Source organism: Enterobacter sp. T1-1, from assembly GCF_000710795.1.
GTDB lineage: Bacteria > Pseudomonadota > Gammaproteobacteria > Enterobacterales > Enterobacteriaceae > Enterobacter > Enterobacter cloacae.
On record NZ_JALW01000020.1, the window covers coordinates 100721 to 126756 of the forward strand.

Annotated in this window: 31 protein-coding genes and 3 tRNA genes; 21 read left to right on the forward strand and 13 right to left on the reverse strand. The window is 52.6% G+C overall.

Translation table 11 applies throughout. From position 1 onward, the window contains the following. Positions 1–35 precede the first annotated feature (35 nt). From AK59_RS0108725 to sdiA, 7 genes are all read left to right on the forward strand, one after another. Complete coding sequence (locus tag AK59_RS0108725; RefSeq protein WP_013096018.1) at positions 36–755, forward strand: RNA polymerase sigma factor FliA; 720 nt, start codon at positions 36–38, stop codon at positions 753–755. Positions 756–809: 54 nt separating this feature from the next. Next, positions 810–1361: a flagella biosynthesis regulatory protein FliZ gene (gene fliZ, locus AK59_RS0108730; RefSeq protein ID WP_013096019.1), complete on the forward strand. Its 552-nt coding sequence runs from the start codon at positions 810–812 to the stop codon at positions 1359–1361. Positions 1362–1447: 86 nt separating this feature from the next. Beyond that, positions 1448–2248: a cystine ABC transporter substrate-binding protein gene (gene tcyJ / locus AK59_RS0108735; RefSeq protein ID WP_013096020.1), complete on the forward strand. Its 801-nt coding sequence runs from the start codon at positions 1448–1450 to the stop codon at positions 2246–2248. Positions 2249–2355: 107 nt separating this feature from the next. Continuing rightward, positions 2356–3342 (forward strand): D-cysteine desulfhydrase, encoded by a 987-nt coding sequence (dcyD, locus tag AK59_RS0108740; RefSeq protein ID WP_029882577.1) that lies wholly within the window; start codon positions 2356–2358, stop codon positions 3340–3342. A gap of 21 nt (positions 3343–3363) precedes the next feature. Further along, positions 3364–4032: a cystine ABC transporter permease gene (gene tcyL, locus AK59_RS0108745; RefSeq protein ID WP_013096022.1), complete on the forward strand. Its 669-nt coding sequence runs from the start codon at positions 3364–3366 to the stop codon at positions 4030–4032. Then, positions 4029–4781 carry an L-cystine ABC transporter ATP-binding protein TcyN gene (gene tcyN, locus AK59_RS0108750; protein ID WP_013096023.1) on the forward strand — a complete coding sequence of 251 codons (753 nt, stop codon included), beginning with the start codon at positions 4029–4031 and terminating at the stop codon, positions 4779–4781. The genes tcyL and tcyN overlap by 4 nt, the downstream gene beginning before the upstream one ends. A 221-nt stretch (positions 4782–5002) precedes the next feature. Then, positions 5003–5725, forward strand: a complete 723-nt coding sequence (gene sdiA, locus AK59_RS0108755) for a transcriptional regulator SdiA (protein ID WP_029882578.1) — start codon at positions 5003–5005, stop codon at positions 5723–5725. 65 nt (positions 5726–5790) lie between these two features. Here the strand turns inward: sdiA and AK59_RS0108760 are convergent, their stop codons facing one another. Together AK59_RS0108760 and AK59_RS1000000125445 are read right to left on the reverse strand one after the other, a co-directional pair. After that, positions 5791–6015, reverse strand: a complete 225-nt coding sequence (locus AK59_RS0108760; RefSeq protein ID WP_013096025.1) for a DUF2594 family protein — start codon at positions 6013–6015, stop codon at positions 5791–5793. Continuing rightward, positions 6002–6082, reverse strand: a complete 81-nt coding sequence (locus tag AK59_RS1000000125445; protein ID WP_442854875.1) for a hypothetical protein — start codon at positions 6080–6082, stop codon at positions 6002–6004. Before AK59_RS1000000125445 ends, AK59_RS0108760 begins: the two co-directional genes overlap by 14 nt. Positions 6083–6481: 399 nt before the next feature. On the opposite strand from AK59_RS1000000125445, the gene uvrY reads away from it, so the two are divergent. From uvrY to AK59_RS0108790, 6 genes are all read left to right on the forward strand, one after another. Then, positions 6482–7138 carry a UvrY/SirA/GacA family response regulator transcription factor gene (uvrY, locus tag AK59_RS0108765; protein WP_013096026.1) on the forward strand — a complete coding sequence of 219 codons (657 nt, stop codon included), beginning with the start codon at positions 6482–6484 and terminating at the stop codon, positions 7136–7138. Further along, positions 7135–8967 carry an excinuclease ABC subunit UvrC gene (gene uvrC / locus AK59_RS0108770; RefSeq protein ID WP_013096027.1) on the forward strand — a complete coding sequence of 611 codons (1833 nt, stop codon included), beginning with the start codon at positions 7135–7137 and terminating at the stop codon, positions 8965–8967. Before uvrY ends, uvrC begins: the two co-directional genes overlap by 4 nt. Positions 8968–9023: 56 nt before the next feature. Further along, positions 9024–9572, forward strand: a complete 549-nt coding sequence (gene pgsA, locus AK59_RS0108775) for a CDP-diacylglycerol--glycerol-3-phosphate 3-phosphatidyltransferase (protein ID WP_029882579.1) — start codon at positions 9024–9026, stop codon at positions 9570–9572. A 152-nt stretch (positions 9573–9724) separates the two neighbouring features. Continuing rightward, positions 9725–9800 (forward strand) — tRNA-Gly (locus AK59_RS0108780). A gap of 47 nt (positions 9801–9847) precedes the next feature. Then, positions 9848–9921, forward strand: a tRNA-Cys gene (locus tag AK59_RS0108785). A gap of 12 nt (positions 9922–9933) precedes the next feature. Continuing rightward, positions 9934–10020 (forward strand) — tRNA-Leu (locus AK59_RS0108790). Between the two features lie 138 nt (positions 10021–10158). Here the strand turns inward: AK59_RS0108790 and AK59_RS0108795 are convergent. Further along, positions 10159–10650 carry an Hcp family type VI secretion system effector gene (locus tag AK59_RS0108795; protein WP_029882580.1) on the reverse strand — a complete coding sequence of 164 codons (492 nt, stop codon included), beginning with the start codon at positions 10648–10650 and terminating at the stop codon, positions 10159–10161. A gap of 293 nt (positions 10651–10943) precedes the next feature. Between AK59_RS0108795 and AK59_RS0108800 the strand changes: the two genes are divergently transcribed. Both AK59_RS0108800 and AK59_RS0108805 read left to right on the forward strand, forming a co-directional pair. After that, on the forward strand, positions 10944–11246 hold the full coding sequence (locus tag AK59_RS0108800; protein ID WP_226834736.1) for a polymorphic toxin type 44 domain-containing protein: 303 nt from the start codon (positions 10944–10946) through the stop codon (positions 11244–11246). Then, entirely contained in the window at positions 11224–11688 is a 465-nt protein-coding gene (locus tag AK59_RS0108805) for a hypothetical protein (protein ID WP_029882582.1), read from the forward strand. The genes AK59_RS0108800 and AK59_RS0108805 overlap by 23 nt, the downstream gene beginning before the upstream one ends. 51 nt (positions 11689–11739) lie before the next feature. Here AK59_RS0108805 and AK59_RS0108810 read toward each other — a convergent pair whose 3' ends face one another. The 5 genes from AK59_RS0108810 to AK59_RS0108830 all read right to left on the reverse strand — a co-directional run bounded on the left by AK59_RS0108810 (position 11740) and on the right by AK59_RS0108830 (position 16746). Next, complete coding sequence (locus AK59_RS0108810) at positions 11740–12456, reverse strand: ABC transporter ATP-binding protein (protein ID WP_029882583.1); 717 nt, start codon at positions 12454–12456, stop codon at positions 11740–11742. After that, positions 12453–13328 (reverse strand): ABC transporter ATP-binding protein, encoded by an 876-nt coding sequence (locus tag AK59_RS0108815; protein ID WP_029882584.1) that lies wholly within the window; start codon positions 13326–13328, stop codon positions 12453–12455. The genes AK59_RS0108810 and AK59_RS0108815 overlap by 4 nt, the downstream gene beginning before the upstream one ends. Continuing rightward, positions 13325–14599, reverse strand: coding sequence for a high-affinity branched-chain amino acid ABC transporter permease LivM (gene livM, locus AK59_RS0108820; RefSeq protein WP_029882585.1), 1275 nt, complete (start codon positions 14597–14599; stop codon positions 13325–13327). The genes AK59_RS0108815 and livM overlap by 4 nt, the downstream gene beginning before the upstream one ends. Before the next feature lie 11 nt (positions 14600–14610). Continuing rightward, positions 14611–15525: an ABC transporter permease subunit gene (locus AK59_RS0108825; protein ID WP_020687620.1), complete on the reverse strand. Its 915-nt coding sequence runs from the start codon at positions 15523–15525 to the stop codon at positions 14611–14613. Between the two features lie 99 nt (positions 15526–15624). Then, a complete protein-coding gene (locus AK59_RS0108830; RefSeq protein ID WP_029882586.1) occupies positions 15625–16746 on the reverse strand; it encodes a branched-chain amino acid ABC transporter substrate-binding protein in 1122 nt (373 codons plus the stop codon). A gap of 422 nt (positions 16747–17168) precedes the next feature. On the opposite strand from AK59_RS0108830, the gene AK59_RS0108835 reads away from it, so the two are divergent. Next, positions 17169–17837 carry a YecA/YgfB family protein gene (locus tag AK59_RS0108835; protein ID WP_029882587.1) on the forward strand — a complete coding sequence of 223 codons (669 nt, stop codon included), beginning with the start codon at positions 17169–17171 and terminating at the stop codon, positions 17835–17837. A gap of 31 nt (positions 17838–17868) precedes the next feature. Here the strand turns inward: AK59_RS0108835 and tyrP are convergent, their stop codons facing one another. Then, complete coding sequence (tyrP, locus tag AK59_RS0108840; RefSeq protein WP_029882588.1) at positions 17869–19080, reverse strand: tyrosine transporter TyrP; 1212 nt, start codon at positions 19078–19080, stop codon at positions 17869–17871. Positions 19081–19329: 249 nt separating this feature from the next. Here tyrP and AK59_RS0108845 point away from each other — a divergent pair, with 249 nt between their 5' ends. After that, positions 19330–19671, forward strand: a complete 342-nt coding sequence (locus AK59_RS0108845; protein WP_029882589.1) for a hypothetical protein — start codon at positions 19330–19332, stop codon at positions 19669–19671. Positions 19672–19707: 36 nt separating this feature from the next. Here AK59_RS0108845 and ftnA read toward each other — a convergent pair whose 3' ends face one another. Further along, positions 19708–20205 carry a non-heme ferritin gene (ftnA, locus tag AK59_RS0108850; protein ID WP_013096038.1) on the reverse strand — a complete coding sequence of 166 codons (498 nt, stop codon included), beginning with the start codon at positions 20203–20205 and terminating at the stop codon, positions 19708–19710. A gap of 195 nt (positions 20206–20400) precedes the next feature. Beyond that, positions 20401–20739: a YecR family lipoprotein gene (gene yecR, locus AK59_RS0108855; RefSeq protein WP_013096039.1), complete on the reverse strand. Its 339-nt coding sequence runs from the start codon at positions 20737–20739 to the stop codon at positions 20401–20403. 254 nt (positions 20740–20993) lie between these two features. Between yecR and AK59_RS0108860 the strand changes: the two genes are divergently transcribed. From AK59_RS0108860 to AK59_RS0108870, 3 genes are all read left to right on the forward strand, one after another. Beyond that, positions 20994–21632 carry an RpiB/LacA/LacB family sugar-phosphate isomerase gene (locus AK59_RS0108860; protein WP_029882590.1) on the forward strand — a complete coding sequence of 213 codons (639 nt, stop codon included), beginning with the start codon at positions 20994–20996 and terminating at the stop codon, positions 21630–21632. Positions 21633–21754: 122 nt separating this feature from the next. Continuing rightward, the gene (gene azuC / locus AK59_RS1000000124930) at positions 21755–21838 is read left to right on the forward strand and encodes a stress response protein AzuC (protein WP_014832437.1); all 84 of its coding nucleotides are present in this window, start codon (positions 21755–21757) and stop codon (positions 21836–21838) included. Positions 21839–21946: 108 nt separating this feature from the next. Continuing rightward, a complete protein-coding gene (locus AK59_RS0108870; RefSeq protein WP_020687624.1) occupies positions 21947–22198 on the forward strand; it encodes a DUF2766 family protein in 252 nt (83 codons plus the stop codon). A gap of 47 nt (positions 22199–22245) precedes the next feature. Here the strand turns inward: AK59_RS0108870 and AK59_RS0108875 are convergent, their stop codons facing one another. Next, on the reverse strand, positions 22246–23589 hold the full coding sequence (locus tag AK59_RS0108875; protein ID WP_029882591.1) for an anaerobic C4-dicarboxylate transporter: 1344 nt from the start codon (positions 23587–23589) through the stop codon (positions 22246–22248). Positions 23590–23743: 154 nt separating this feature from the next. After that, entirely contained in the window at positions 23744–24247 is a 504-nt protein-coding gene (locus AK59_RS0108880) for a non-heme ferritin-like protein (protein ID WP_020687625.1), read from the reverse strand. Between the two features lie 799 nt (positions 24248–25046). On the opposite strand from AK59_RS0108880, the gene araF reads away from it, so the two are divergent. Continuing rightward, positions 25047–26036 carry an arabinose ABC transporter substrate-binding protein AraF gene (araF, locus tag AK59_RS0108885; RefSeq protein ID WP_028027935.1) on the forward strand — a complete coding sequence of 330 codons (990 nt, stop codon included), beginning with the start codon at positions 25047–25049 and terminating at the stop codon, positions 26034–26036.

Consider the following 26036-nt stretch of genomic DNA (forward strand, 5'->3'; position numbering starts at 1 on the left):
ATGCCGATAACTCAACTAACGCAGGGCTGTTTATCGTGAATTCACTCTATACCGCTGAAGGTGTAATGGATAAACACTCGCTGTGGCAGCGTTATGTCCCGCTGGTGCGTCACGAAGCATTGCGCCTCCAGGTGCGTTTGCCGGCGAGCGTGGAACTGGACGATCTGCTACAGGCGGGCGGTATCGGGTTATTGAATGCAGTTGACCGATACGACGCTCTGCAAGGAACGGCATTTACCACTTACGCAGTTCAGCGTATTCGTGGTGCGATGCTGGACGAGCTGCGCAGCCGGGACTGGGTGCCGCGCAGTGTTCGCCGCAACGCGCGCGAAGTGGCGCATGCGATGGGGCAGCTGGAACAGGAACTGGGACGCAACGCGACGGAAACGGAAGTGGCGGAACGGCTTGGTATTCCTGTTGAAGAGTATCGTCAGATGTTGCTCGATACCAATAATAGCCAACTCTTCTCTTATGACGAGTGGCGCGAAGAGCATGGCGATAGCATCGAGCTGGTGACGGATGAGCATCAGCAAGAAAACCCGTTACACCATTTAATGGAAGGTAATTTACGCCAGCGCGTGATGGAAGCCATTGAAGCTTTGCCAGAGCGCGAACAGCTGGTGTTAACCCTCTATTATCAGGAAGAGCTTAATCTCAAAGAGATTGGCGCTGTTCTGGAAGTGGGAGAGTCGCGGGTAAGCCAGCTGCACAGCCAGGCCATCAAACGCTTACGAACCAAGCTGGGTAAGTTATAGGTGATTGATTCACCTGAAAAATGCCGCACAACGTATTGACAACCAGGAGTTATCATGACGGTGCAGCAATCTAAAAGACGGCCTTTAAGCCGCTACCTGAAAGACTTTAAACACAGCCAGACGCATTGCGCCCACTGTAACAAGTTACTCGATCGTATCACGCTGGTTCGTCGTGGCGAAATCGTCAACAAAATTGCGATTTCTCGTCTCGACACGTTGATGGACGAAGCCGCGTGGCTCGAAGAGCAGAAAGAGTGGGTGGCGCTTTGCCGTTTCTGTGGCGATCTCCACTGCAAAGAGCAAAGCGACTTCTTCGATATTATCGGTTTCAAACAGTTCCTGTTTGAACAGACCGAGATGAGTCACGGGACCGTTCGCGAATACGTGGTTCGCCTGCGTCGCCTCGGGCAACATCTGACCGTGAATAACATTTCCCGCGATCTGCTCAAGACCGGCTACCTGGATGAAAACCTGGAGCCGTGGCTGCCTGCGACCAGTACCAATAACTACCGTATTGCGCTGCGCAAGTACGCACAATATAAGGTCCAAATGCCGGCGGCGGTAAAGCAGAAAGCCCACGCCGGGACAACTTCTGATATATATTAAAAAAGAATAAGATGTAGCGCAGTCGCCTTTGACCTTGCAGGCGATTTCTCTACACTACACAAAAATTCCACTATATCGGGGTACTTATGAAATTAGCACTTCTGGGTCGTCAGGCGCTGATGGGCGTTATGGCCGTTGCGCTGGTCGCGGGAATGAGCGTGAAAACCTTCGCCGCAGAGAACCTGCTTAACAAAGTGAAAGAGCGCGGTACGCTGTTGGTCGGGCTGGAAGGAACCTATCCTCCGTTCAGCTTCCAGGGTGATGACGGTAAACTGACCGGTTTCGAAGTGGAATTTGCGGAAGAACTGGCGAAACACCTTGGGGTGAAAGCGTCCCTGAAACCGACCAAATGGGACGGTATGCTGGCGTCGCTGGATTCCAAACGTATTGATGTGGTGATTAACCAGGTGACCATTTCTGACGAGCGTAAGAAGAAGTATGACTTCTCCACGCCGTACACCGTGTCCGGTATCCAGGCGCTGGTGAAGAAAGGCAACGAAGGCTCAATCAAAACGGCCGCGGATCTGAAAGGTAAGAAAGTCGGTGTCGGTCTGGGAACCAACTACGAAGAGTGGCTGCGCCAGAACGTTCAGGGTGTGGATATCCGCACCTATGATGATGACCCGACAAAATACCAGGATCTCCGCGTTGGCCGTATCGATGCCATCCTGGTTGACCGTCTGGCGGCGCTGGATCTGGTGAAGAAAACCAACAACACCCTGGCGGTCGCCGGTGATGCGTTCTCTCGTCAGGAATCCGGGGTTGCTGTCCGTAAAGGTAACGAAGACCTGGTCAAGGCGATCGACTCCGCCATTGCGGATATGCAAAAAGACGGCAGCCTGAAAGCGCTTTCTGAGAAGTGGTTTGGGGCAGACGTCACCAAATAAGTCTTTGACGTTAAAAAAAGGCGCTTTTAAAAGCGCCTTTTTTATTTCTTACGCGTCTGCGTGCATAATGAAAAATATCACATTTTGTCTGAGTTACCGGAGAACCCATGTCACTACAGAATTTAACGCGCTTTCCCCGCCTGGAGTTTATCGGCGCGCCGACGCCGCTGGAGTATCTGCCGCGATTTTCTGACTATTTAGGACGCGATATTTTTATTAAGCGTGATGACGTGACGCCAATGGCGATGGGGGGCAATAAGCTGCGCAAACTGGAGTTTCTGGCGGCTGACGCGCTGCGTGAAGGGGCGGATACGCTCGTCACCGCAGGGGCGATTCAGTCCAACCACGTTCGCCAGACGGCGGCGGTGGCGGCAAAACTTGGGCTGCACTGCGTGGCGTTGCTGGAAAACCCAATCGGTACACGGGCAGAGAACTACCTGACCAACGGTAACCGTCTGCTGTTGGATCTCTTTAACGTGCAGGTTGAAATGGTCGATGCGTTGACCGACCCGACCGCACAGCTCGATGAGCTGGCCACACGCCTTGAAGCACAGGGCTTTCGTCCGTATGTCATTCCGGTGGGCGGCTCGAATGCGCTGGGTGCGCTGGGGTATGTGGAAAGCGCGCTGGAGATTGCTCAGCAGTGCGAAGGGGCGGTGAGCCTCTCGTCAGTGGTGATTGCCTCTGGCAGTGCAGGTACGCACGCGGGGCTGGCCGTCGGGCTGGAGCACCTGCTGCCGGACGTTGAGCTGATTGGTGTGACGGTATCGCGCAGCGTTGCGGATCAGAAACCCAAAGTGGTGAGCTTGCAGCAGGCGGTGGCAGAGCAACTGGAGCTGAAGGCAAAGGCCGATATTCTGCTGTGGGACGACTATTTTGCGCCGGGTTACGGCACACCGAACGAAGAGGGAATGGAAGCGGTTAAACTGCTGGCGCGCCTCGAGGGCATACTGCTGGATCCGGTCTATACGGGCAAAGCGATGGCCGGGCTTATTGATGGCATTGCGCAGAAACGCTTTAAGGATGAAGGCCCGATTTTATTTGTGCACACCGGCGGCGCGCCCGCGCTGTTTGCCTATCATCCTCATGTCTAAAAATCAGGTCGAAAAATAATAATGCAAGAAAGTATTCAACTGGTTATCGATTCGCTGCCGTTCCTGCTGAAAGGCGCGGTGTTCACCTTACAGCTCAGTATTGGTGGCATGTTCTTCGGCCTAGTACTCGGGTTTGTGCTGGCCTTAATGCGTATGTCGCCCGTCTGGCCGGTGCGCTGGCTGGCTCGTTTTTATATCTCTGTGTTTCGCGGTACGCCGCTTATCGCGCAGCTCTTTATGATCTACTACGGTTTACCGCAGTTCGGGATTGAACTGGACCCGATCCCGGCGGCGATGATTGGTCTGTCGCTTAATACGGCGGCGTATACCTCGGAAACCCTTCGTGCGGCAATTTCGTCGATTGATAAAGGGCAGTGGGAAGCCGCGGCCAGTATCGGTATGACACCGTGGCAAACCTTGCGCCGGGCCATTCTGCCGCAGGCGGCGCGGGTGGCGTTGCCGCCGCTCAGCAACAGCTTTATCAGCCTGGTGAAAGACACCTCGCTCGCGGCGACGATTCAGGTGCCGGAGCTGTTCCGTCAGGCGCAGCTTATCACCTCGCGCACGCTTGAAGTGTTTACCATGTATCTTGCTGCCTCGCTGATCTACTGGGTGATGGCGACGGTGCTGTCTGCCCTGCAAAACTATTTTGAAAACCAGCTTAACCGCCAGGAGCGTGATCCAAAATGAGTGCTATCGACGTTAAAAACCTGGTGAAGAAATTCCACGGGCAAACGGTGCTCCACGGGATCGATCTGGAGGTGGAGCAGGGTGAAGTGGTGGCGATTATTGGCCCGAGCGGCTCAGGAAAAACCACTCTGCTGCGCAGCATCAACCTGCTTGAACAGCCGGAGGGAGGCACCATTCGGGTTGGGGAGATCACCATTGATACCGGTAAATCCATCAGCCAGCAAAAAGGCCTGATCCGCCAACTGCGCCAGCACGTGGGGTTTGTTTTCCAGAGCTTCAATCTGTTCCCGCACCGGACGGTGCTGGAGAACATTATTGAAGGTCCGGTGATTGTGAAAGGTGAACCAAAAGAGGAAGCCACGGCACGCGCGCGTGAACTGCTTGCCAAAGTGGGGCTGGCAGGGAAAGAGACCAGCTATCCGCGTCGTCTTTCGGGCGGGCAACAGCAGCGTGTGGCGATAGCCCGCGCGCTGGCAATGCGCCCGGATGTGATCCTCTTTGACGAACCCACTTCTGCGCTCGATCCTGAGCTGGTGGGCGAGGTGCTTAACACCATTCGTCAGCTGGCACAGGAGAAACGCACCATGGTCATTGTGACTCACGAAATGAGCTTTGCCCGTGACGTCGCCGACCGGGCTATTTTCATGGATCAAGGACGGATTGTGGAGCAGGGGCCGGCAAAAAGTTTATTTGCCAACCCGCAGCAGCCGCGAACCCGTCAATTCCTTGAAAAATTCCTTATGCAGTAGCATTTTTGCATGCATTTGCTCCAGATTTTTCTTCTGGAGCAAATTATTCTCTCGCGGTTTCGTCTGCCATGTTTTTTTATTCCGCTCAGTACAGATAAACCTTATCAAAACTAAAGTTAATTGTGCTATTGCCGATATTTTGTGGTTAGAAATAAGTTTTATGTGTTAGGTTATATTCACCTTAATAATGAATATCATTTCAGAGGCTTCATTTAGTAAGTATGAAGGATTCAGACTTTTTCACCTGGCGACGGGATTGCTTCCTCCGGTTTCAGGCACTGACCAGTGCCAGTGAGGTATATCAGGAACTACAGCGACAAACTCAGGCGCTCGAATTTGATTATTACGCACTCTGTGTACGCCATCCTGTGCCATTTACGCGCCCCAGGATATCTGTGCACACCACGTATCCACAACGGTGGATGGCGCAATATCAGTCAGAGAATTATTTCGCCATTGATCCGGTGCTCAAACCGGAGAATTTCATTCAGGGCCATTTACCCTGGACGGATGAATTATTCGCGGATGCTGAGGCATTATGGAATGGCGCACGTGACCATGGCTTGCGTAAGGGAATAACACAGTGCCTGATGCTGCCAAATCACGCGCTCGGTTTCCTGTCCGTTTCGTGTACCAGCGTTCAGGCGGGCGCGATCACCAGCGAAGAATTAGAGCTGCGGTTGCAGATGCTGCTGCAAATGGCGTTAACCAGCCTGCTGCGTTTTGAAGATGAGATGGTGATGCCACCCGAAATGAAATTCAGCAAACGTGAGCGGGAAATTCTGAAATGGACTGCGGAAGGGAAGACATCAGCGGAAATAGCGATCATTCTCTCTATCTCGGAGAATACCGTTAACTTCCATCAGAAGAATATGCAGAAGAAATTCAACGCGCCAAACAAGACGCAGATTGCGTGTTACGCGGCGGCGACAGGGTTAATCTGAGCAGAGAGAACGTTCTGCGTGCCAGACGAGATAACGGCTGAATGCAACACATTCAGCCGTTTTTTTTACTGACGGTAGGCTTGTTTAATTTGCTTAACGGTATTGGCAAATACCGCTGACTCAGCCTGGTTTTCCATCTGCGCGATTTGCTTTTCCATTTTAATGATCACACGTCCGGCGTCAGCCTGACCCATCGCCTGTAACATCAGCGTCAGCAGGGCTTTCAGGCAGTTGACTTCCTGGGCCAGTTCCTGGCTATTCTCCGCAGTTGCAAATTCAGGTGTGCTCATTTGTTTTCCTCGTTATAAAACAGCGCTCGCGCGCGATGATGCAAGTCAAGGCGGCGGAGTATACCACAAGCTGTTCCAAAAAATGCAGCGGTTGTTTTTCATACTTTTCCGCAGGGTGTTTATTTGCATAAACACCGCGTGCCAGTAAACTGCACAGGGTCGAAGATTATTAATTGTTTATGGCCGGTTCGCTTGCCGTTAATTATTGTTACAAAAATTTGAGAACTGTTTTTTTGACCGTGACGGGGCAGCGATTTTTGTAACTTTTTGAATACAGATGCTTAAAAAAAGCCGTACAAGCGCTCACCGCGCGGGCTTTCTTTCCAGCATCTGTACAGGCTAATTTCCAAAAACGCGAGCGAAATCGAATAGCCGGTTTTTTAACGTTTTAATCTTGTGAGGAAAAACGTTAATATAAAGCCAATTATCACTCAGTAGCGTTATCCCTATTCTGGAGACATTCCCTTTGATCAACGTCCTTCTTGTTGATGACCACGAACTGGTGCGCGCAGGGATACGACGCATTCTTGAAGATATAAAAGGTATTAAAGTTGCCGGTGAGGCGTGCTGTGGCGAAGATGCCGTTAAATGGTGCCGCACCAATTCAGCCGATGTGGTGCTGATGGATATGAACATGCCCGGTATCGGTGGGCTTGAAGCAACACGCAAAATCGCGCGTACCTTTGTTGACACAAAAGTCATCATGCTGACCGTACATACCGAAAACCCGCTTCCTGCGAAGGTGATGCAGGCAGGGGCGGCAGGTTACCTCAGTAAAGGCGCCGCGCCGCAGGAAGTGGTGAACGCGATTCGTTCCGTCTTTGCCGGCCAGCGTTACATTGCTTCTGACATTGCGCAACAAATGGCGCTGAGCCAGATTGAGCCGGAGAAAACCGAATCTCCGTTTGCCAGTTTGTCTGAGCGTGAATTGCAGATTATGCTGATGATCACCAAAGGCCAGAAGGTAAATGAGATCTCGGAGCAACTGAATCTCAGCCCGAAAACGGTGAACAGCTATCGTTATCGGATGTTCAGTAAACTGAACATCCACGGTGATGTTGAACTGACTCATCTTGCCATCCGTCATGGTCTGTGTAATGCGGAGACGTTATTAAGTCAGTGAGTGATGTATTTGATTCAAAAGCATTTCTGAAAACCGTGACCAGCCAGCCTGGCGTTTATCGCATGTATGACGCTGGCGGTACGGTTATCTACGTGGGGAAGGCGAAAGATCTCAAGAAACGCCTCTCCAGCTATTTTCGCAGCAACCTTGCCTCCCGTAAGACTGAAGCGCTGGTCGCGCTCATCCAGAATATTGATGTCACCGTCACCCATACGGAGACAGAAGCACTCCTGCTTGAGCACAACTATATTAAGCTCTATCAGCCGCGCTATAACGTTCTGCTGCGGGATGATAAATCCTACCCGTTTATTTTTCTGAGCGGTGATACCCATCCCCGGCTCGCGATGCACCGTGGTGCGAAACATGCGAAGGGTGAATACTTTGGGCCGTTTCCTAACGGCTATGCCGTGCGTGAGACGCTGGCGCTGCTGCAAAAAATCTTTCCTGTTCGTCAGTGCGAAAACAGTGTCTACCGTAACCGCTCGCGCCCGTGCCTTCAGTACCAGATTGGCCGCTGCCTGGGGCCCTGCGTCGCCGGGCTGGTGAGTGAAGAAGAGTACGCGCAGCAGGTTGAGTACGTGCGCCTGTTTTTAGCCGGTAAAGACGATCAGGTCCTGACCCAACTGATTGCCCGTATGGAGAAAGCCAGCGCCGCGCTGGAGTTTGAAGAGGCCGCGCGCATACGTGACCAGATTCAGGCGGTGCGCCGGGTGACGGAGAAACAGTTTGTTTCGAACACCGGTGACGATCTCGACGTGATCGGCGTTGCCTTTGATGCCGGTCTGGCCTGTGTGCATGTGCTGTTTATTCGTCAGGGCAAAGTGCTCGGCAGCCGCAGCTATTTCCCGAAAGTACCAGGCGGTACGGAGCTGGGTGAAGTGGTTGAGACTTTTGTCGGCCAGTTTTATCTGCAGGGGAGCCAGATGCGCACGCTGCCGTCGGAGATCCTGCTTGATTTTAACCTTGCCGATAAAACCCTGCTGGCCGATTCCTTATCCGAGCTGGCGGGACGCCGGGTGAATGTCCAGACCAAACCGCGCGGCGACCGTGCGCGTTATCTGAAGCTGGCGCGTACCAATGCCGCGACAGCGCTCAGCACCAAACTTTCCCAGCAGTCGACGGTGAGCCAGCGTTTAACGGCTCTGGCGACGCTTCTGAAATTGCCGGAAGTGAAACGCATGGAGTGTTTCGACATCAGCCATACCATGGGGGAGCAGACCGTTGCCTCCTGCGTGGTGTTCGATGCGAACGGTCCGCTGCGTGCTGAGTATCGTCGCTACAACATCACTGGGATCACCCCGGGGGATGACTATGCGGCAATGAATCAGGTGCTGCGTCGTCGCTATGGTAAAGCCATTGAAGAGAGCAAGATCCCGGATGTGATCCTGATTGACGGCGGGAAAGGGCAGCTCGGCCAGGCGAAGGCGGTCTTTGAATCCCTGGATGTCAGCTGGGATAAAAACCATCCCCTGCTGTTGGGGGTGGCAAAAGGGGCCGATCGTAAAGCCGGGCTGGAGACGCTATTCTTCGAGCCGGAAGGTGAGGGCTTTAGCCTGCCGCCGGATTCCCCGGCGCTGCATGTTATTCAGCATATTCGCGATGAGTCACACGATCACGCCATTAGCGGTCACCGTAAAAAACGGGCGAAGGTGAAAAACACCAGCACGCTGGAGACCATTGAAGGCGTTGGGCCAAAACGTCGCCAGATGCTGCTGAAGTATATGGGCGGATTGCAAGGATTACTCAACGCCAGCATGGAGGAAATTGCAAAAGTGCCGGGTATTTCGCAAGGGCTGGCAGAAAAGATCTACTACTCGTTGAAACATTGAGGGCTCTGTAGCAACATAGAGCTAAATTTTACTGACAACAAATAGTTACCGTCATTATGCAATATAACATCCCTACGTTGCTCACTCTCTTTCGCGTCGTGCTTATCCCGTTCTTTGTACTCGCGTTTTATCTGCCGTTTGTCTGGGCCCCTTTTGCCTGTGCGCTGATTTTCCTGATTGCCGCGGTCACCGACTGGTTTGATGGTTATCTGGCGCGCCGCTGGAACCAAAGCACCCGTTTTGGTGCTTTCCTCGATCCGGTGGCCGATAAAGTGATGGTGGCTATTGCCATGGTGCTGGTGGCTGAACATTACCATACCTGGTGGGTGACACTGCCAGCCGCCACCATGATTGGACGCGAGATCATCATCTCTGCACTGCGTGAATGGATGGCTGAACTGGGTAAACGCAGCAGCGTGGCGGTATCCTGGATTGGTAAAGTGAAAACCACTGCGCAAATGGCGGCGCTGGTCTGGATGCTGTGGCGTCCGAACGCCTGGGTAGAGTGGGCGGGAATCGGCCTGCTGTGGGTTGCCGCGGTGCTGACCCTGTGGTCAATGCTGCAATATTTGAACGCGGCGCGCGGAGATTTGCTTGAACAGTGATCGTTTCGCCGTAATTTTCAGCAAACGATCCGGGGATGCAAAAAATAACGTTGACTCATCACGTCATATCAGTAGAATGCAACGCATCGAACGGCGGCACAGTTAGCCGGACGATAATGAAATCAAGTGGTTAGCAGTTAACTTGATGACATGCGGGAATAGCTCAGTTGGTAGAGCACGACCTTGCCAAGGTCGGGGTCGCGAGTTCGAGTCTCGTTTCCCGCTCCAGATTAAAGACATGCGCAATAGCGGGTGTCAGTTTAAAAAAGTTTTACGGCGCGTTAGCAAAGCGGTTATGTAGCGGATTGCAAATCCGTCTAGTCCGGTTCGACTCCGGAACGCGCCTCCACTTTCTTCCCGAGCCCGGATGGTGGAATCGGTAGACACAAGGGATTTAAAATCCCTCGGCGTTCGCGCTGTGTGGGTTCAAGTCCCACTCCGGGTACCATGGGAAACAAAGAATAATCAAAGCAATAAGCAGTGTCGTGAAACCACCGAAAGGTGGTTTTTTTGTGTTTGAAATTTGCTTTTCCTGGTATGAATGCAAGAGTGGGTGCAAAAAATAAGGCGGATTAACCGCCCTGCATTAGACTGTAACGCGCTCGTTCCATGCGTCCGAGTATTGGACATTCCCGTCGCAGTACTTCCAGGTGATACGCTCATAGCGGAGCTGTATACCTTCGTTGTGATTGTGTATCTGTAATGCTGGCTCTTTGCAGTTATGCATAACGGGGTTAATACTGACTATCCGGACGTTTTCAAGCAACATATTGAAGTATTCAACTTCTTGTCCTGCATCGTTGATTTTATACCATTTGATCTCTGCACTTCTTAGCGTCTGACCTGTTGCTACCGCTTTGTAGAGGTACGGACTCGAGCTATCAAACTCTTTTTCGATTACGAGAGGCGCATGGAGGCGCGTACCGGTTATTTTGCCCGTCCCGTTATCGGTCGGAACCAATAAGCCGTGGCTAAAGGAAAGCACTTCAATGCTCCCTTCACGATCTAAAATATCAACAGATCCTTTGATATCCTCACCACCGTCATCCTTAAGCCATAAGTAAGCAGGAATAGCCATTTCAAAAACTCCTTTTTGATGATTAAACGGTCATTAACGGCTAAAACTGGATAGCGCGTAATACAGATTGTGCCATTGATGATTGAAATGAAATTACGTTACTTATTGATATTAATAATAAAAATATTAAATTGATCTCGAGCAATATACACACTCTCAATTACTTTTATGTTGCCTGCTTTAAATGGCTACAGAGATCAAGGATGGCATGTATACCAATTTACCCACCCCGTGGGCTGGAGATTTTACGGGAACATATCAGACTCGCGAGAGCACGGTGCGAAGTGCAGGACATGGCCGCTCCGCTAACGTATATCTGGTTTTATCAGCGAGTCAGAAACGGTGGGCCGTGGGATTACAAACAAAAAAATCGGCTGTGGGCTGATTTTGGTAACTTTCATTTCGGGGCAGTGGGCTATGCTGCTTGCATTCCGGCAGAAATTTTACATATGGCCGCTGGTGCGGCGCAGTGGAAAGCGGGTACATCAAGAAAAGAATGGGGAAATTTCATGCAAGGCCCACCGTTCGGCGATGACCCGATTGATCAGTTCTGGATAAAACAGGGAATAGACTATGCTAAACAGCACCACTTTTAGAGTGCTGCATTGGACCGCCACGGTGATTATGGTCGTTATGATCGCGATGTACTGCTATTTACAGCATATTCAGCGCTTAACTGTGCGAGACAAGCTTTACGAGGTTCGTCAGCTCACTCCGCGGACGTGGCTATATATCACTGAATACGCAGAACCGGACACGACAACAGGGGACGTATACCGCTATTTCTTGGCGAGCAAGTTTGACGGCGATCCCCTGGAGGGACTCGAAAAACAGCACATTGCCCCCACGCTTACAGCGAACACGCCACGAGCAAAAGTTGATGGAATCGGAAATAACATCTCTTTCACCGTTCATGGCACCGTATACGATTTTACGACCTCCGCATTTTTTTATGATGCTGAGGGGATAGCGGTTGCGCCATCGGTCGATTTAACTGCTCGCGGTGAAGGCTGGGATAAAGGGAAATTCAACAAATAAATAATGTTGGCGCGCTCTGCTGTTCAAGAAGTTAATGACCAGCCTTTGACATCACACCCCGCCCAAATACGCCTTCCTCACCTCCTGATTCCCCAGTAACTCCTCACCGCTGCCGCTCAGGCGGATCTGCCCGTTAACCATCACGTAGCCGCGGTCAGAAAGCTTCAGCGCGTGGTGCGCATTCTGCTCCACCAGAAAAATGGTCATCCCGTTGCGGGCCAGTTCGCGCAGCGTCTGAAAGATCTGTTTCACCACAATCGGCGCCAGGCCGAGGCTGGGTTCATCCAGAAGCAGGAGTTTAGGGCGGCTCATCAGCGCCCGGGCGATGGCCAGCATCTGCTGTTCCCCGCCGGACATGGTCATCGCGCGCTGTTTACGCCGCTCTTTGAGGCGAGGGAAGAGGTCAAACATGGTGTGCATATCTTCCGTTGCAAACTGGCTGCCAATGGGGATGGTCCCCATCAGCAGGTTCTCCTCCACGGTCATATCGGGAAAAATGCGTCGTCCTTCCGGCGCCTGGGCAATGCCTTCGGAGGCGACATAGTGGGTCGATTTATGGCTAATGTCCTCTCCGCAAAATACGATCTGCCCGCTGCGAATACGCGGCTGGCCGAAGATAGACATCAGTAATGTCGATTTACCCGCGCCGTTAGCGCCTATCAGCGCCACGGTTTCCCCTTTGTTTATTTCAAGAGTTACCTGTTTCAGCGCCTGGATCACGCCGTAAAACACGTCCACCTCGCGAAAGGCCAGCATCGGTTCGCTCATAGATTGACCTCGCTTTCATCGGTGCCCAGATACGCGGCGATCACTTTTTCATCATGCTGGATCTGCTCGGGTTTTCCCCTCGCGATGACGTCTCCATGGTCGAGCACAATGATGTCGTCCGAAATCTCCATCACCATTCCCATATCGTGTTCAATCAACAGTACCGTAATGCCGTGGTGGTCGCGCAGAAAACGGATGATGTTGCTCAGCTTGTGCGTTTCAACCGGGTTGAGCCCGGCGGCGGGTTCATCCAGACAGATCATCTCTGGTCCGGTGCACATGGCGCGCGCGATTTCCAGACGCCGCTGCTGGCCGTAGGACATCTCGCCCGCCAGGCGATTGGCACACTCCACAAGATCCACCACCTCAAGCCAGTAGAAGGCCCTGTCCAGGGCGTCGCTCTCTGCCCGTCGGTAAGCGGGGGTATTGAGGATCCCGGCGAGCAAATTACGGTTAACGCGCATATGCTGTGCGACCAGCAGGTTTTCCACGACCGACATCTCGCGGAACAGACGAATGTTCTGGAAGGTGCGTGCCAGCCCGGCGCGGTTAACCAGATGCGTCCCGCCAAACATCTTATAGAAAAGGCGCTGCCCCAACTGTGCAGGGTGAATCCAGTCGTCCGGCTGGAATTTTTGCCCGAGTACCTGAATGACGTTGGTCGTTCTGTTGCGTGCATTAAACAGAATGTTCCCGCCGGACGCTTTATAGAAGCCGGTCAGGCAGTTAAAGACGGTGGTTTTGCCAGCGCCGTTTGGGCCGATAAGGGCGGTAATTGAACCGCGCTGCACGTCGAGATTGACGTCATTAAGCGCCTTGATCCCGCCAAAATGCATCATCAGGTGCTCTACGCTTAAAATCGTTCCGTTCATGGCGCCACGCCCTTACGCACGGCAAACCCGCTGCGGTTAATGCGGATCAACCCGCGCGGACGCCAGATCATCATCACCACCATCAGCATGCCAAACAGCAGGACGCGATACTCAGCAAAGCTGCGCAACAACTCGGGTGTCACGGTGAGCACAAAGGCTGCCAGCACGACTCCGAGCGTGGAGCCCATGCCGCCCAGTACCACGATGGCGAGGATCAGCGCAGATTCAAAAAAGGTGAATGAGGTTGGATTCACAAAACCCTGATAGGTGGCAAAGAACACGCCCGCAATCCCGGCCGTTGACGCGCCCAGCGTAAAGGCCGAAAGCTTAACCAGCACATGGTTGAGGCCCATGGAGCGGCAGGCGATTTCATCTTCCCGCAGGGCTTCCCATGCCCGGCCAATTGGCATTCGTGTCAGACGATGCTTGATATAAAGCACCAGCAGCACCACCAGAAACAGCACCGCGTAAATAAAGATAAACTTCATATTCGGGTTGTACGTCAGATGGAAAAATTCATGAAATGGCACGCCACCTTCTTTGGCGCGTCGACCAAACTCCAGTCCGAAAAACGTAGGCGGCGGCGCTGACACGCCATTAGGCCCGCCGGTGAAGGTTAGCCAGTTGTTCAGCACCAGACGGATAATTTCCCCGAACCCGAGCGTCACAATCGCCAGGTAGTCGCCGTGCATGCGCAGCACCGGGAAGCCGAGCAGGGCACCGGCAGCCGCAGCCATAATTGCCGCCAGCGGCAGCATGCTCCAGAATCCGAGTCCCAGATATTGATACCCCAACGCCAGCCCGTAAGCGCCGATGGCGTAGAAGGCGACATACCCCAGATCCAGCAGTCCGGCCAGACCCACGACGATATTCAGGCCGAGGCCGAGCAGGACGTAAATCAGCCCGAGGATAGCAACCGTCAGCAGGTATTTGGTGGCGACAAACGGGAAGCAGATCGCAAGGGCGATCGCCAGAGGAATAACCCAGCGCAGACGGCTTTTGTATTCCGGCGGGCGAACATATACCCCCGCGCTGTCGGCTTCGAACCGCGCCTGAAAACGGGCCCCGGCAGCGGTACTTAAAAAAGCGCTCAGCATAAAACGCCCAACCATCACTGTGCCAACCATCCAGGCCAGGCGCTGTCCGGCAAAGTTAAAGCTATACCCGTCCAGTACCACGCCCGCAATTGGGCCAAAAATAATCAATGCGATCAGCCCGGAAAACATCGCGTCCAGCAGGCAGCGCTTGAGGGAGAAACCGTGTGATGTCATCGTTTTCTCCTTCACACTTTGGCCACGACAGGGCGGCCGAGCAGCCCCTGAGGGCGGAAAATCAGGATCATGACCAGCAGCCCAAACGAGAACACATCTTTGTAGTCCGAGTTCACCATGCCGGAAAACTGAGCTTCGGCCACCCCCAGAATCAGCCCGCCGAGCATCGCGCCGGGCAAAGAGCCGATCCCCCCGAGCACCGCGGCGGTAAAGGCTTTGATACCAATCACAAACCCGACGTAGAAATCAAAGGTGCCGTAATTCATGGTAATGAGCACCCCCGCCAGACCGGCCATTGCCGCGCCGATGACAAATACCAGAGAAATAATCCTGTCGGTATTTATCCCCAGAATGGAGGCCATTTTTCGATCCTGTTGTACCGCACGACACATGCGTCCCAGCCGGGTATGGCTGATAATCCAGGTGAGCAATAGCATCCCGGCGAAGGAGGCGACCAGAATGAATACTTTGGTATAGGTAATCTGCACGAACCCCTCTCCCAGATGCAGACGAATCACGCCGTCCAGCATGGTGGGAACCCCTTGCTGACGCGGCCCCTGGCTCAGTTGCGCGTAATTTTGCAGGATAAGCGACATGCCGATGGCGGAGATCAGCGGCGCCAGACGGGTGGAGTTGCGTAGCGGTTTATAGGCAATGCGCTCGATGGTCCAGCCATACACTCCGGTGACCACGATGGTGAATACCAGCGTGCCGAGGATCAGTAGAGGGAACGACTGCAGGCCGAAGAAGGAGAGCAGCGCCAGGCCAATCGCGCAGAGATAGGCAGAGATCATATACACTTCGCCGTGGGCGAAGTTAATCATCCCGATGATGCCGTACACCATCGTATAACCGATGGCGATGAGTCCGTAGACGGAGCCCAGCGTTAAGCCATTAATTAACTGTTGCAGGAAGAATGTACTCATCTTAGCGCGCTCTTTATAACGGCCGCATAAACCGCGCAGCCTGATGTGTTGTTTGCGTCGGCAGGCGGCCCTGCCGACGTTGAGCGTGACTCCGTCCCGTTACGGCACTTCCTTATACTTTCCTTTGTCGTCCCACTGATACACCACGTAGTCAGAGACTTTCAGATCGCCTTTGCTGTCCCAGGCTTTTTTGCCCATCACCGTATCGACGGAATTAGCCTTCAGCCATTCGCTGGCTTTGGCTGAGTCCTTGCCGCCCGTCGCCTTGAATGCCGCGGCGATAGCCTGCACGGAGGCATAGGAGTAGAGGGTGTATCCTTCCGGTTCGAATTTACCGGCGCGGAATTTCTCAATTACCGCTTTACCGTCCGGGATCAGGCGCGGATCTTTACCGAAGGTCATATAGATGCCGTTGGTATATTGCGGTCCTCCCGCCGCGGTCACCATCTCTTCGTTGACAATACAGTCGCCGGAGAAGAATTTTGCCTGCACGCCCTGTTCACGCATCTGGCGAACCAGCGGGCCGGCTTCAGGGTGACAGCCCCCGAAGAAGACGACATCCGGTTTTTGCGCCCCAATTTTGGTGACCAGGGCGTTAAAGTCTTTTTCACCGCGGGATAACCCTTCGTACATCACGTCCTGCACGCCGCGTTTTGCCAGTGCGGCTTTGGTGGCGTCCGCCAGCCCCTGACCGTAGGTGTCTTTGTCGTGAATGATCACCACCCGTTTGGCTTTCAGCTTGTCGATAATGAAATCGCTGGCGACCTGACCCTGCTGGTCATCGCGGCCGCACATGCGGAACATATCGCTCATGCCGCGCTCGGTAATCTGCGGGTTGGTGGAGCCAGGCGTGATGGCGATGATCCCCGCGTCGCTGTACACCTCAGAGGCGGGCATGGTGGACGAGGAGCAGAAATGACCGACCACCGCGTTGACCTTATCCTGGTCGACTAAACGGTTAGCGACGGCAACGGCCTGCTTGGGCTCGCAGGCATCATCTCCCTGAACCAGCTTAATTTTTTCACCGTTGATCCCGCCTGCGGCGTTAATGTCCTCTGCTGCCTGTGTTGCGCCATGCCAGTACTGATCGCCGTAGGTGGCATTGGGGCCTGTAAATGGCCCGGCCACGCCAATGACAATATCTGCCCGGGCGGAAAATGCCGTCACCAGACAACCGGCCAACACAAGAGAAAGAGGAGTTCTGATTAATTTCAGCGACATTATTGTGTTCCTTAGCAATGAGGTTTTTGCACCACGGTGTAAACCCGAACGCCCGACGGCGCAGCCAATCAAAAACACGAGCGAGAAAAATGATGTTACGAACAAGATACGGTCAGCATCCTGCTTAATACGGCGAGGTTTCCATGCGCAGTGTCGCGTGCTGAAGATTAAGCAAAATCGTTGCCAGAATGGTTAACCTGTTGACGGCGTTGCGACATGTTGAGTATAGAGCGCCGTTGTACGCAGCCTTGCGGGACGCACTGAAATTACAGCGGAGATCACATCTCGTTAACAATAAAGCCCATAAGTTGTGCAAGGGTCACGATTTGCACGTTTTTGCAGCAATAATTCCCGTAACTTCCGCCGGGAAAGGCGTACGATATGTGCTAGGATCCTTTCCTTTTTGATCAGGAGTGTCAGCAATGACTGAAGGCCCATTAAATGAAAGCGAAATGGCGTGGCTGGAAGAGACGTTAATGTCTTACGGTCATGACGATGCGTCCGTGATTGACGTGTCCGAACTGGACGGCATGCTTACGGCAGTGCTTTCCGGCCCCGTGGTTGTCGAGCCAGACACCTGGCTGGTGGCGGTATGGGGCGGCGAGAAATATATCCCGCGCTGGAAAAACGATCGAGAAATGAACCGTTTTATCGATCTCTGCTTTAAGCATATGAACGACATTGCTGAGCGCCTGAGCGAATACCCGGATCAGTTTGAGCCGATGTTTGGTTATAACGACGTGGACGGCCAGAGCTACACCGTGGTGGAAGAGTGGTGTTATGGCTATATGCGCGGCGTGTCGTTGACCGACTGGTCTGCACTGCCTGAAGAGCTGAAAGCGGATCTGGATGTCATCGCGCTTCACGGCGCAGAAGAGAATAGCGAGAAGCTGGACGCGCTGAGCGAAGAGGAGTACATCGCCAGCATTGAGCGTATCCAGCCAGCGGCGCTGCGTTTGTACGACTACTGGTCTGCTAACCCACAGCAGCCGGAAGCGAAGAAACCGATTGTTAACGGCACAAAGGTCGGGCGTAACGATCCGTGTCCGTGCGGCAGCGGGAAGAAGTTTAAGAGCTGTTGCTTACACTGATAAAAAAGGGGCTGTTGATAGCCCCTTTTCTTTACCCTACTTCCGGCAGCATTCCCGCCGCAATCAAAAATTGCACCAGAATAATGACGACCCCGCAGGCAAACACAATGCACAGCAGCGGCTTTCCACCTGCCACCCGGTACCCTTGCCGGGCATGCTGTTGGCGGCTCTTCCACGCCAGCAGAGAAGGGAGCAGCAGGGCAAGGATGGATAGAGCCACCCCCGCATACCCCAGCGCCATGACAAACCCGCGCGGGTAGAAGAGGGCAAAGGCCAGCGGAGGCAGGAAGGTGATCGCCCCTGTCTGTAAGCGGCCGGTGACGGAATTGCGACGCTGGAACAGATCTGCCAGATAATCAAACAAACCGAGCGCCACGCCCAGGAAGGAGGTGGCCAGCGCCAGATCGGCAAACAGATGCACCGCCAGCTCAACGTGTGGAGAAGTTACCACTTCACGCAGCGCCAGCAAGAAACCGTTCAGACCGGCGTGTTCCGCCATCAAGCCAATAAAGGTGGAGGAGTCGATACTGCCCAGCGTCACCAGCTGCCAGAAAATGTAGGCAATCAGCGGGATGGCGCTACCGATAACAAACACGCGGCGAAGCTTGCGAATATCACCGTTCATGTAGCTGACAATGCTTGGCACACTGCCGTGGAAGCCAAATGAGGTAAAAATGACCGGGATCGCGGAAAGCGCCAGGCCTTTTTCCAGCGGCAGCGTCAGCAGGTTAACCTTATGAACATGCGGTGCCAGCAGAACCAGCATCACAATCAGAAAAAGAATTTTGGCGCTGAATAAAAAACGGTTAAACAGATCGACCAGCGAGGTACCTACACAGACTACGCCGCCGCCGATGAGCGTAAAGAAGATTGCCCCCGTCGCTGGCGTAATGTCAGCACCGAACCCGTCGTTGACGCTGGAAGCGATCAATTCCCCGGCACCGCTGATATACGCAGCGGTCAGGGCGTACATCAGAAACATCATGCTAAAGCCGGTCACCCACTGTCCGTAACGGCCCAGATAGCGTGCCGCAAGCGAACCCAGCCCGGTATCGGCGGGGACGTGCTGATAAACTTCAAGCAGCAACAGCGCGGTGTAACACATTAATGCCCAGAGCGTACCCAGCAGCAGTAATGTCATGCCAAATCCGACGCCCGCGGCGGCCAGCGGCATCGCCAGCATTCCTGCGCCAATCGTCGTTCCGGCGACGATAAAAATACTTCCCAGGGTTCTGTTTTTCACGCTTTCCTCTACAACGCTTCACGATCGCGACAAAATCTGCGGCGCAGAGTAAGGGAAAAGCCGTATTTCGTCAAATCACCGTTACAAGAAGTGTAACTTTAACTTTACGATTTTAGCCGGGCGAGGCTCTTCAGGTAACTCTCTGATCCTTCGGAGGTGTAAGGCTACTTCATAAGGACAATAGGATCGCGTGAAAATCAGGCGTAATTTAAACAAAAATTGCAAAACATAAAATAAAATGAGGGTCTGATGGCGGGTGAAAATCCATTCACAGCGGCCTGGAGCCGGGGAGGCAATTTGCTATGTCACGGCCACTGGATCATCAGCTGGCAGAATACGGCGCTGACGTTGCCGGAATCCCGACGTGAAAAGGATATGGGCACATGGGCGATTTATTCGATTATCGATCCTGAGGATGAGACCTTTGCACAGGGGTTAAAAGAGGATGAGTGGATAATCGAAAACGTGGACTGGCTGACGGATTTATTCTTCGACGCCGGGATCCCGCTTGAGGCATCAAACTACCGGTACTTTTTCCAGGCCGTAAACCCGCATGACTGGCGCTGCACCAGTTGCGCAGGTTGCATGTAAAAAAATACGGCGCTGAGAGTCAGCGCCGTATCGATATTAATTCTGGGTATCAAGCGTAGAGAGTTCTTTATCAATAAAGTAAAGACCTTCACCGGTTTTACCGGCCAGCGATAATTTATCCAGAACCGATTTAAACAGTTTCTCTTCTTCGTGTTGTTCGGCCACATACCACTGCAGGAAATTAAAGGTTGGATAATCCTGGCTGGTCATTGCCGCATGCACCAGTTCGTTAATTTTCTGGGTGATCAGCTGCTCGTGCTCGTAGGTAGCGCGGAAGAGTTCATCAAGTGAGCCATACTCCGCAAACGGTGATGCCACGTTATCAATGCGTGGCAGGCTGCCGGTATCTGTCAGATAATCAAAGAGACGCTGCATGTGGGTCATCTCTTCCTGAGCGTGACGACGCAGGAACGCGGCGGCACCTTCAAAGCTGTGATAGCTGCACCAGGCACTCATCTGCTGGTAGAGCAGGGAGGAAAAAAGCTCAAGATTCATTTGTGCATTGAGCTTGTCGATCATTTCAGTTTTCAGCATGGTGACGCTCCGGTTTATTATTTCTGGTTCACAATGAGCGACACTATAATTTGTTATTTAATTATATGCAAAACGTAAAATAAATATTTGCTTATTTAAAAATACGAATGGGAATAAAACGCATTGGCGATATTTATATTTATAAATGAGAATTGTTTATTTTAACGGGCTGCCAGCCAAAACTGGCAGCGCAGATTAATACCACGGATTACTGGTGGCCGGTTTAACAGCATAACCCATGCATTTGTACTGAATGGTCACGCTCTCGTTCAGACACAGTGAGCCGCTAATCAGGGTGCAGGTTTTAATGGGCTGCCCATAGGAGGAGGCGGTGGCATATCCCATGCCCTGGCACGCTTTGGTTGCGGTGCCGTTATTCACATATTCATCAGACCAGGCGTTTTGCAGGGCGGCCTGACCATAGTCAAGGCGGACTATGCCATTTGGCGCATCCAGACTGCTCACCTGTGCCTGGCGGTTGATGCTACATCCCGCGAGCAGCAGGACCGTGCCGACAACGAAGACTCTTTTCATGGTTCGCTCTGAGTGGAGGGAAATACGTTATCGTACCGCTCGCTGTCCGCCGCAATGCCCTGAATAGCCGGACAATCTGCCCTTTCTCTTTGCAACGGGCCGGGCTCAGACCTGTCATTAACAAAAATGTGAGTCCTCTTTGGTTTTTTAAAACAATCTTTCATTTAATTTGAAAGTGCGTTTGTGTGATAGTAGGGTGAAGATGAAAAGGTATCCATGATGGGCTCGCCCGCAACGCATTCAGGAGAGAGACAATGAAAATCGCACTGATGATGGAAAACAGCCAGGCCGCAAAAAATCCAGTGATTCTGAAAGAGTTAAAAACGGTCGCCGACGAAAAAGGGTTCCCGGTGTATAACGTTGGCATGAGCGATGAGAATGACCATCATCTGACCTATATCCATCTGGGGATCATGGCGAGCATTTTGCTCAATGCGAAGGCCGTTGATTTTGTGGTGACTGGGTGTGGAACGGGCCAGGGGGCGTTGATGTCGCTGAACATCCACCCGGGCGTGATCTGCGGTTACTGTATCGACCCTGCAGATGCGTTTCTCTTCGCACAGATAAACAACGGTAACGCGCTTGCCCTGCCGTTTGCCAAAGGCTTCGGCTGGGGCGCAGAGCTGAACGTTCGCTTTATCTTCGAAAAAGCGTTCACCGGCCGCAAGGGAGAAGGTTATCCGCCAGAGCGCAAAGAGCCTCAGGTACGTAATGCGGGGATCCTGAATCAGGTGAAAGCGGCTGTGGTCAAAGAGAACTATCTGGACACGCTGCGGGCAATCGATCCTGAGCTGGTAAAAACCTCCGTTTCCGGCCAGCGCTTCCAGCAGTGCTTCTTTGAAAACTGCCAGGACAAAGAGATCGAGGCTTTCGTGCGCGAGATTGTCGGCTAACCGCGTGGCTGAATGCAGAAAAAATTGTGATGTGAGTCACAAAAATATTGATTTTTGTGATGGTGGTCATATTATAGGCACATTGACGATAAAGTTGTATAACAAGTTAATGGAGCATCACAATGAAACTGCGCAAAATCCTCAAAAGCATGTGGGCTAACTACTGCAACACCTTCAAAGACGTGCCGCCTGGCGCGATGTTCTGATAAAAAAACCTGCTTCGGCAGGTTTTTTTGTGCCTGCAACCACCAGAAAGGAGATGAAAGGGGGCGTGTTTTGTTACTATGGCGGCCTTTGAATAAGGAGAAACCCCCATGTCTCAAAACCTGAGCGCCGATCAGGAACTGGTATCTGATGTTGTCGCATGCCAGCTGGTCATCAAACAGATCCTTGATGTCTTAGATGTTATCGCGCCGGTGGAAGTGCGTGAGAAGATGTCTACCCAGCTGAAAAACATCGATTTTTCCAGCCATCCCGCTGCGGCTGACCCGGTTACGCTTCGGGCGATCCAGAAAGCCATCGCGCTGATTGAGCTGAGATTCACGCCGCAGGGTGAATCTCACTGATAGCGCGCAACGTGAGAAGGGCGACAGTGCCTGTCGCCCGAAAGCGTTTAAAAGAAGGTCTGTACCAGCAGATAACTCGCTGCGCACGCAAAACTCACGCCAATTATCCCCGGCAGAATAAAGCTGTGGTTGATAATAAATTTGCCGATACGGGTTGTCCCTGAACGGTCAAACCCGATGCAGGCCAAATCGCTTGGGTAGGTAGGCAGAACAAAATAGCCATACGACGCCGGGAAGAAAGCGATCAGCATTTTCGGATCGATACCCAGCATTAACCCCATCGGCGCCACGGCCGTCAACGCTGCCGCCTGGCTGTTCACCAGTTTAGAGACCAGGAAAAGCACGATGGCGTAGGTCCACGGATGGCTTTTCACGACCCCTTCCAGCGCCAGTTTTAGCTCGTCGAGATGCGCCTGGAAAAAGGTATCACTCATCCACGCGACGCCGAACACCGAGAAAATCGCCACCATTCCGGCTTTAAAGACCGCGCCGTTAGAAATGGTCGCTGCATTGACCTTGCAGGTGACCAGAATCACCGCACCCGCAATGAGCATCATCATCTGAATGACAAGGTTCATCGACAGCGCCGTCATTTTGCCTTTCACCTCAAACGCCGGACGCAGTTCAGGCAATGCCCCGAGCAGCACCACCACCGCGATCCCGGCGAAGAAAATCCACGTTGACCAGTAGGCCTGTTTCGGAAAACGTTGATTCATCAACGTCTCGGTTCCGCCGTAGATAAACTCGCGCTGTTTTGGATCTTTCAGCTTTTCCTGGAATTCCATGTCATCGGCTAAATCTTTCCCGCGGCGTAAACTCCACAGGGCGGCAATAGTCACACCGAACAGCGAGGCGGGAACTGACACGGCGAGAATTTCAAGGATCCCCCACGCGTGTCCAATGCCATGCTGGGCGGCCAGAATGGAAATCAGCGACACCACGGCAACGGAGACCGGGGAGGCGGTGATCGCCATTTGCGATGCCACCGACGCCACGGCCATCGGACGTTCCGGGCGGATCCCTTTTTTCAGGGCGATATCGGCAATAATCGGGAACATGGTGTACACCACATGGCCGGTACCGCAGAGAAAGGTCAGCATCCAGGTGGTAAAGGGGGCGAGGAGGGTGATGTGCTGAGGATGCTTGCGCAGCAGGCGCTCGGCAAATTGCATCATCACATTCAGCCCACCTGCCGTCTGCAGGGTGGCCGCACACCCGATCACAGCGAGGATGGTCAGCATCACATCAACCGGCGGTTTACCGGGCTGCAGACCAAAGATAAACGTCAAAATAAACAGACCGATACCGCTTATCAGCCCCAGTCCCATCCCGCCAAAACGCGTGCCTGTCAGCAGGCACAGGAGGATGACAATAAACTCAATGGTGATCATGATGCTCCCTCGTCATTAATTATGTAATTAAATAAATCATTACATGTTGTAGGGATAATCATTGAGAGCGAGATCTGATTTGTTAAATCTTTTAAAAAGCAGGAGGTTGGCTGTGAAAAAGAGGCCCACTCCCGAACGGGAGCAGGCGAAAAGCTTAGTGGTGCTGCACTGTCACCAGATCGAGCAGGTGACGGTCGGTCTGTTCCGGGCATAACCCGGACTGCTGCGCGTTGCGGAGCTCATCCGCCAGTGCTTTAAGCAAAATGCCGTCCTGCTGCTGCTCTTTGTCCATATCGCGCAGGAACTGCAGTGTTGCGCTGTCATGCTGAGCCCTGGCTTCATCCGCCAGTTTATTCAGCGTGGCGCAGCGTTGCTCATACTCTTCAAGTGTTTTCCTGAATAACTCCTCCAGCGAGGAGTAGTGCCCATTAATTGCATCCGGGGCTTTGACGATAGGATTTGCCCCTGCGCCTTTCAAAAAGTTAAAGACGCGCATCATATGGGTGACGTTACTTTGTGCCTGGGTACGAAAAAAAGTGGCGGTACCGTTGAGACGGTTCTCAGAACACCACTCGCTCAAATGGAGGTGCAGATTCGACGCATAGAACTCCAGGTTCATCTGCGCATTGAGTTTTTGCATCATCGTTTGGGTAGTCATACCAATATCCTTATAGACTGTTAGTGTGATGTCCGTAACAAAACCTGAACGGGCAGGTTAAGACGAGTAAGTGGCAGAAAAGCATTTCTGCAGTGACAAAAGTCGACCGAATAATCACTTCCTGTGTTCGATATAAATAAGCATACCCCTGCTCGGTGTTTAAGAAAACTCTTAATTGGTGCGTTTTACCATACATTACAAAATTTAATATAGTACAAAAATAACAACATGTTGTTATAAAATAAGATTTAACTAATGCCTTGAAATTACTGGTTTTTACCTATTTTAATATCGATATTTACCCACTGGGAATAGTGATCCGGAATAATGCTCTGAGAAATCGTTAATTCAGGATTAACTATTTCAAATATATGGTGCGCCGACTAAATTGCGCTAAATCAATTTTCGCAGAATAACGCCATAAAATATATTTTGCGGCAACGCCAGTCCTACACAGTTCCCGATGATGGTAACGCCGTACCGCGATCGCGCCCGGAGCGCGGGGGTTTGGGTATCAGGGATTTCTTAGCTGATCTTATGGATAATTCTGCTTATCTCGGTTTCATTTGTCCAACAAATACTGCCGTTTTTATGTCATTTTTCGCTGAATTTATGTACGCAATTACTGTAATTCTGCGGTGTGATGGCGCTCTCTTATGGATGATTAATTTCCCGCTAAAACTATCACCAGCACTAACGCTTATGACGAGGTAAGCGCTAATGCCTTGTTTTAAGTCCGATTAAATAAGAAGTACGCAAATATTCCCTACAGAAAAGAACGCTAATGCTGGAGTTTACCATGCACAAATTTACTAAAGCGCTGGCGGCCATCGGTCTGGCTGCCGTTATGTCACAATCCGCTATCGCTGAGAATTTAAAACTCGGTTTTTTGGTAAAACAGCCGGAAGAACCCTGGTTCCAGACCGAATGGAAATTCGCCGATAAGGCCGGGAAAGATTTAGGTTTTGAAGTCATTAAAATCGCCGTGCCTGACGGTGAAAAAACCCTGAACGCTATCGACAGCCTGGCGGCCAGCGGGGCGAAAGGGTTCGTTATCTGTACGCCGGATCCCAAACTGGGCTCTGCAATTGCAGCCAAAGCGCGCGGTTACGACATGAAGGTTATTGCAGTTGACGATCAGTTCGTCAACGCCAAGGGCAAACCGATGGACAGCGTGCCGCTGGTGATGATGGCGGCCACCAAAATTGGCGAACGTCAGGGCCAGGAACTCTATAAAGAGATGCAGAAACGCGGCTGGGATGTGAAAGATACCGCCGTGATGGCTATCACCGCCGACGAGCTCGATACCGCCCGCCGTCGTACCACCGGGTCAATGGACGCGCTGAAAGCGGCCGGCTTCCCGGAAAAACAGATCTATAAAGTGCCGACAAAATCCAACGACATTCCGGGGGCCTTCGACGCCGCCAACTCCATGCTGGTTCAACATCCAGAGGTGAAGCACTGGCTGGTGGTCGGCATGAACGATAACACCGTCCTGGGCGGTGTACGCGCAACGGAAGGTCAGGGCTTCAAAGCGCCTGATGTGATCGGTATCGGCATCAACGGCGTTGACGCGGTGAGTGAGCTCTCTAAAGCGCAGGCGACGGGCTTCTACGGCTCACTGCTGCCAAGCCCGGACGTGCACGGCTATAAATCCAGCGAAATGCTCTACAACTGGGTTACCAAAGGGGTGGAACCGCCGAAGTTTACTGAAGTGACCGACGTGGTGCTGATCACCCGCGACAACTTCAAAGAGGAGCTGGCGAAAAAAGGACTGGGCGGTAAGTAA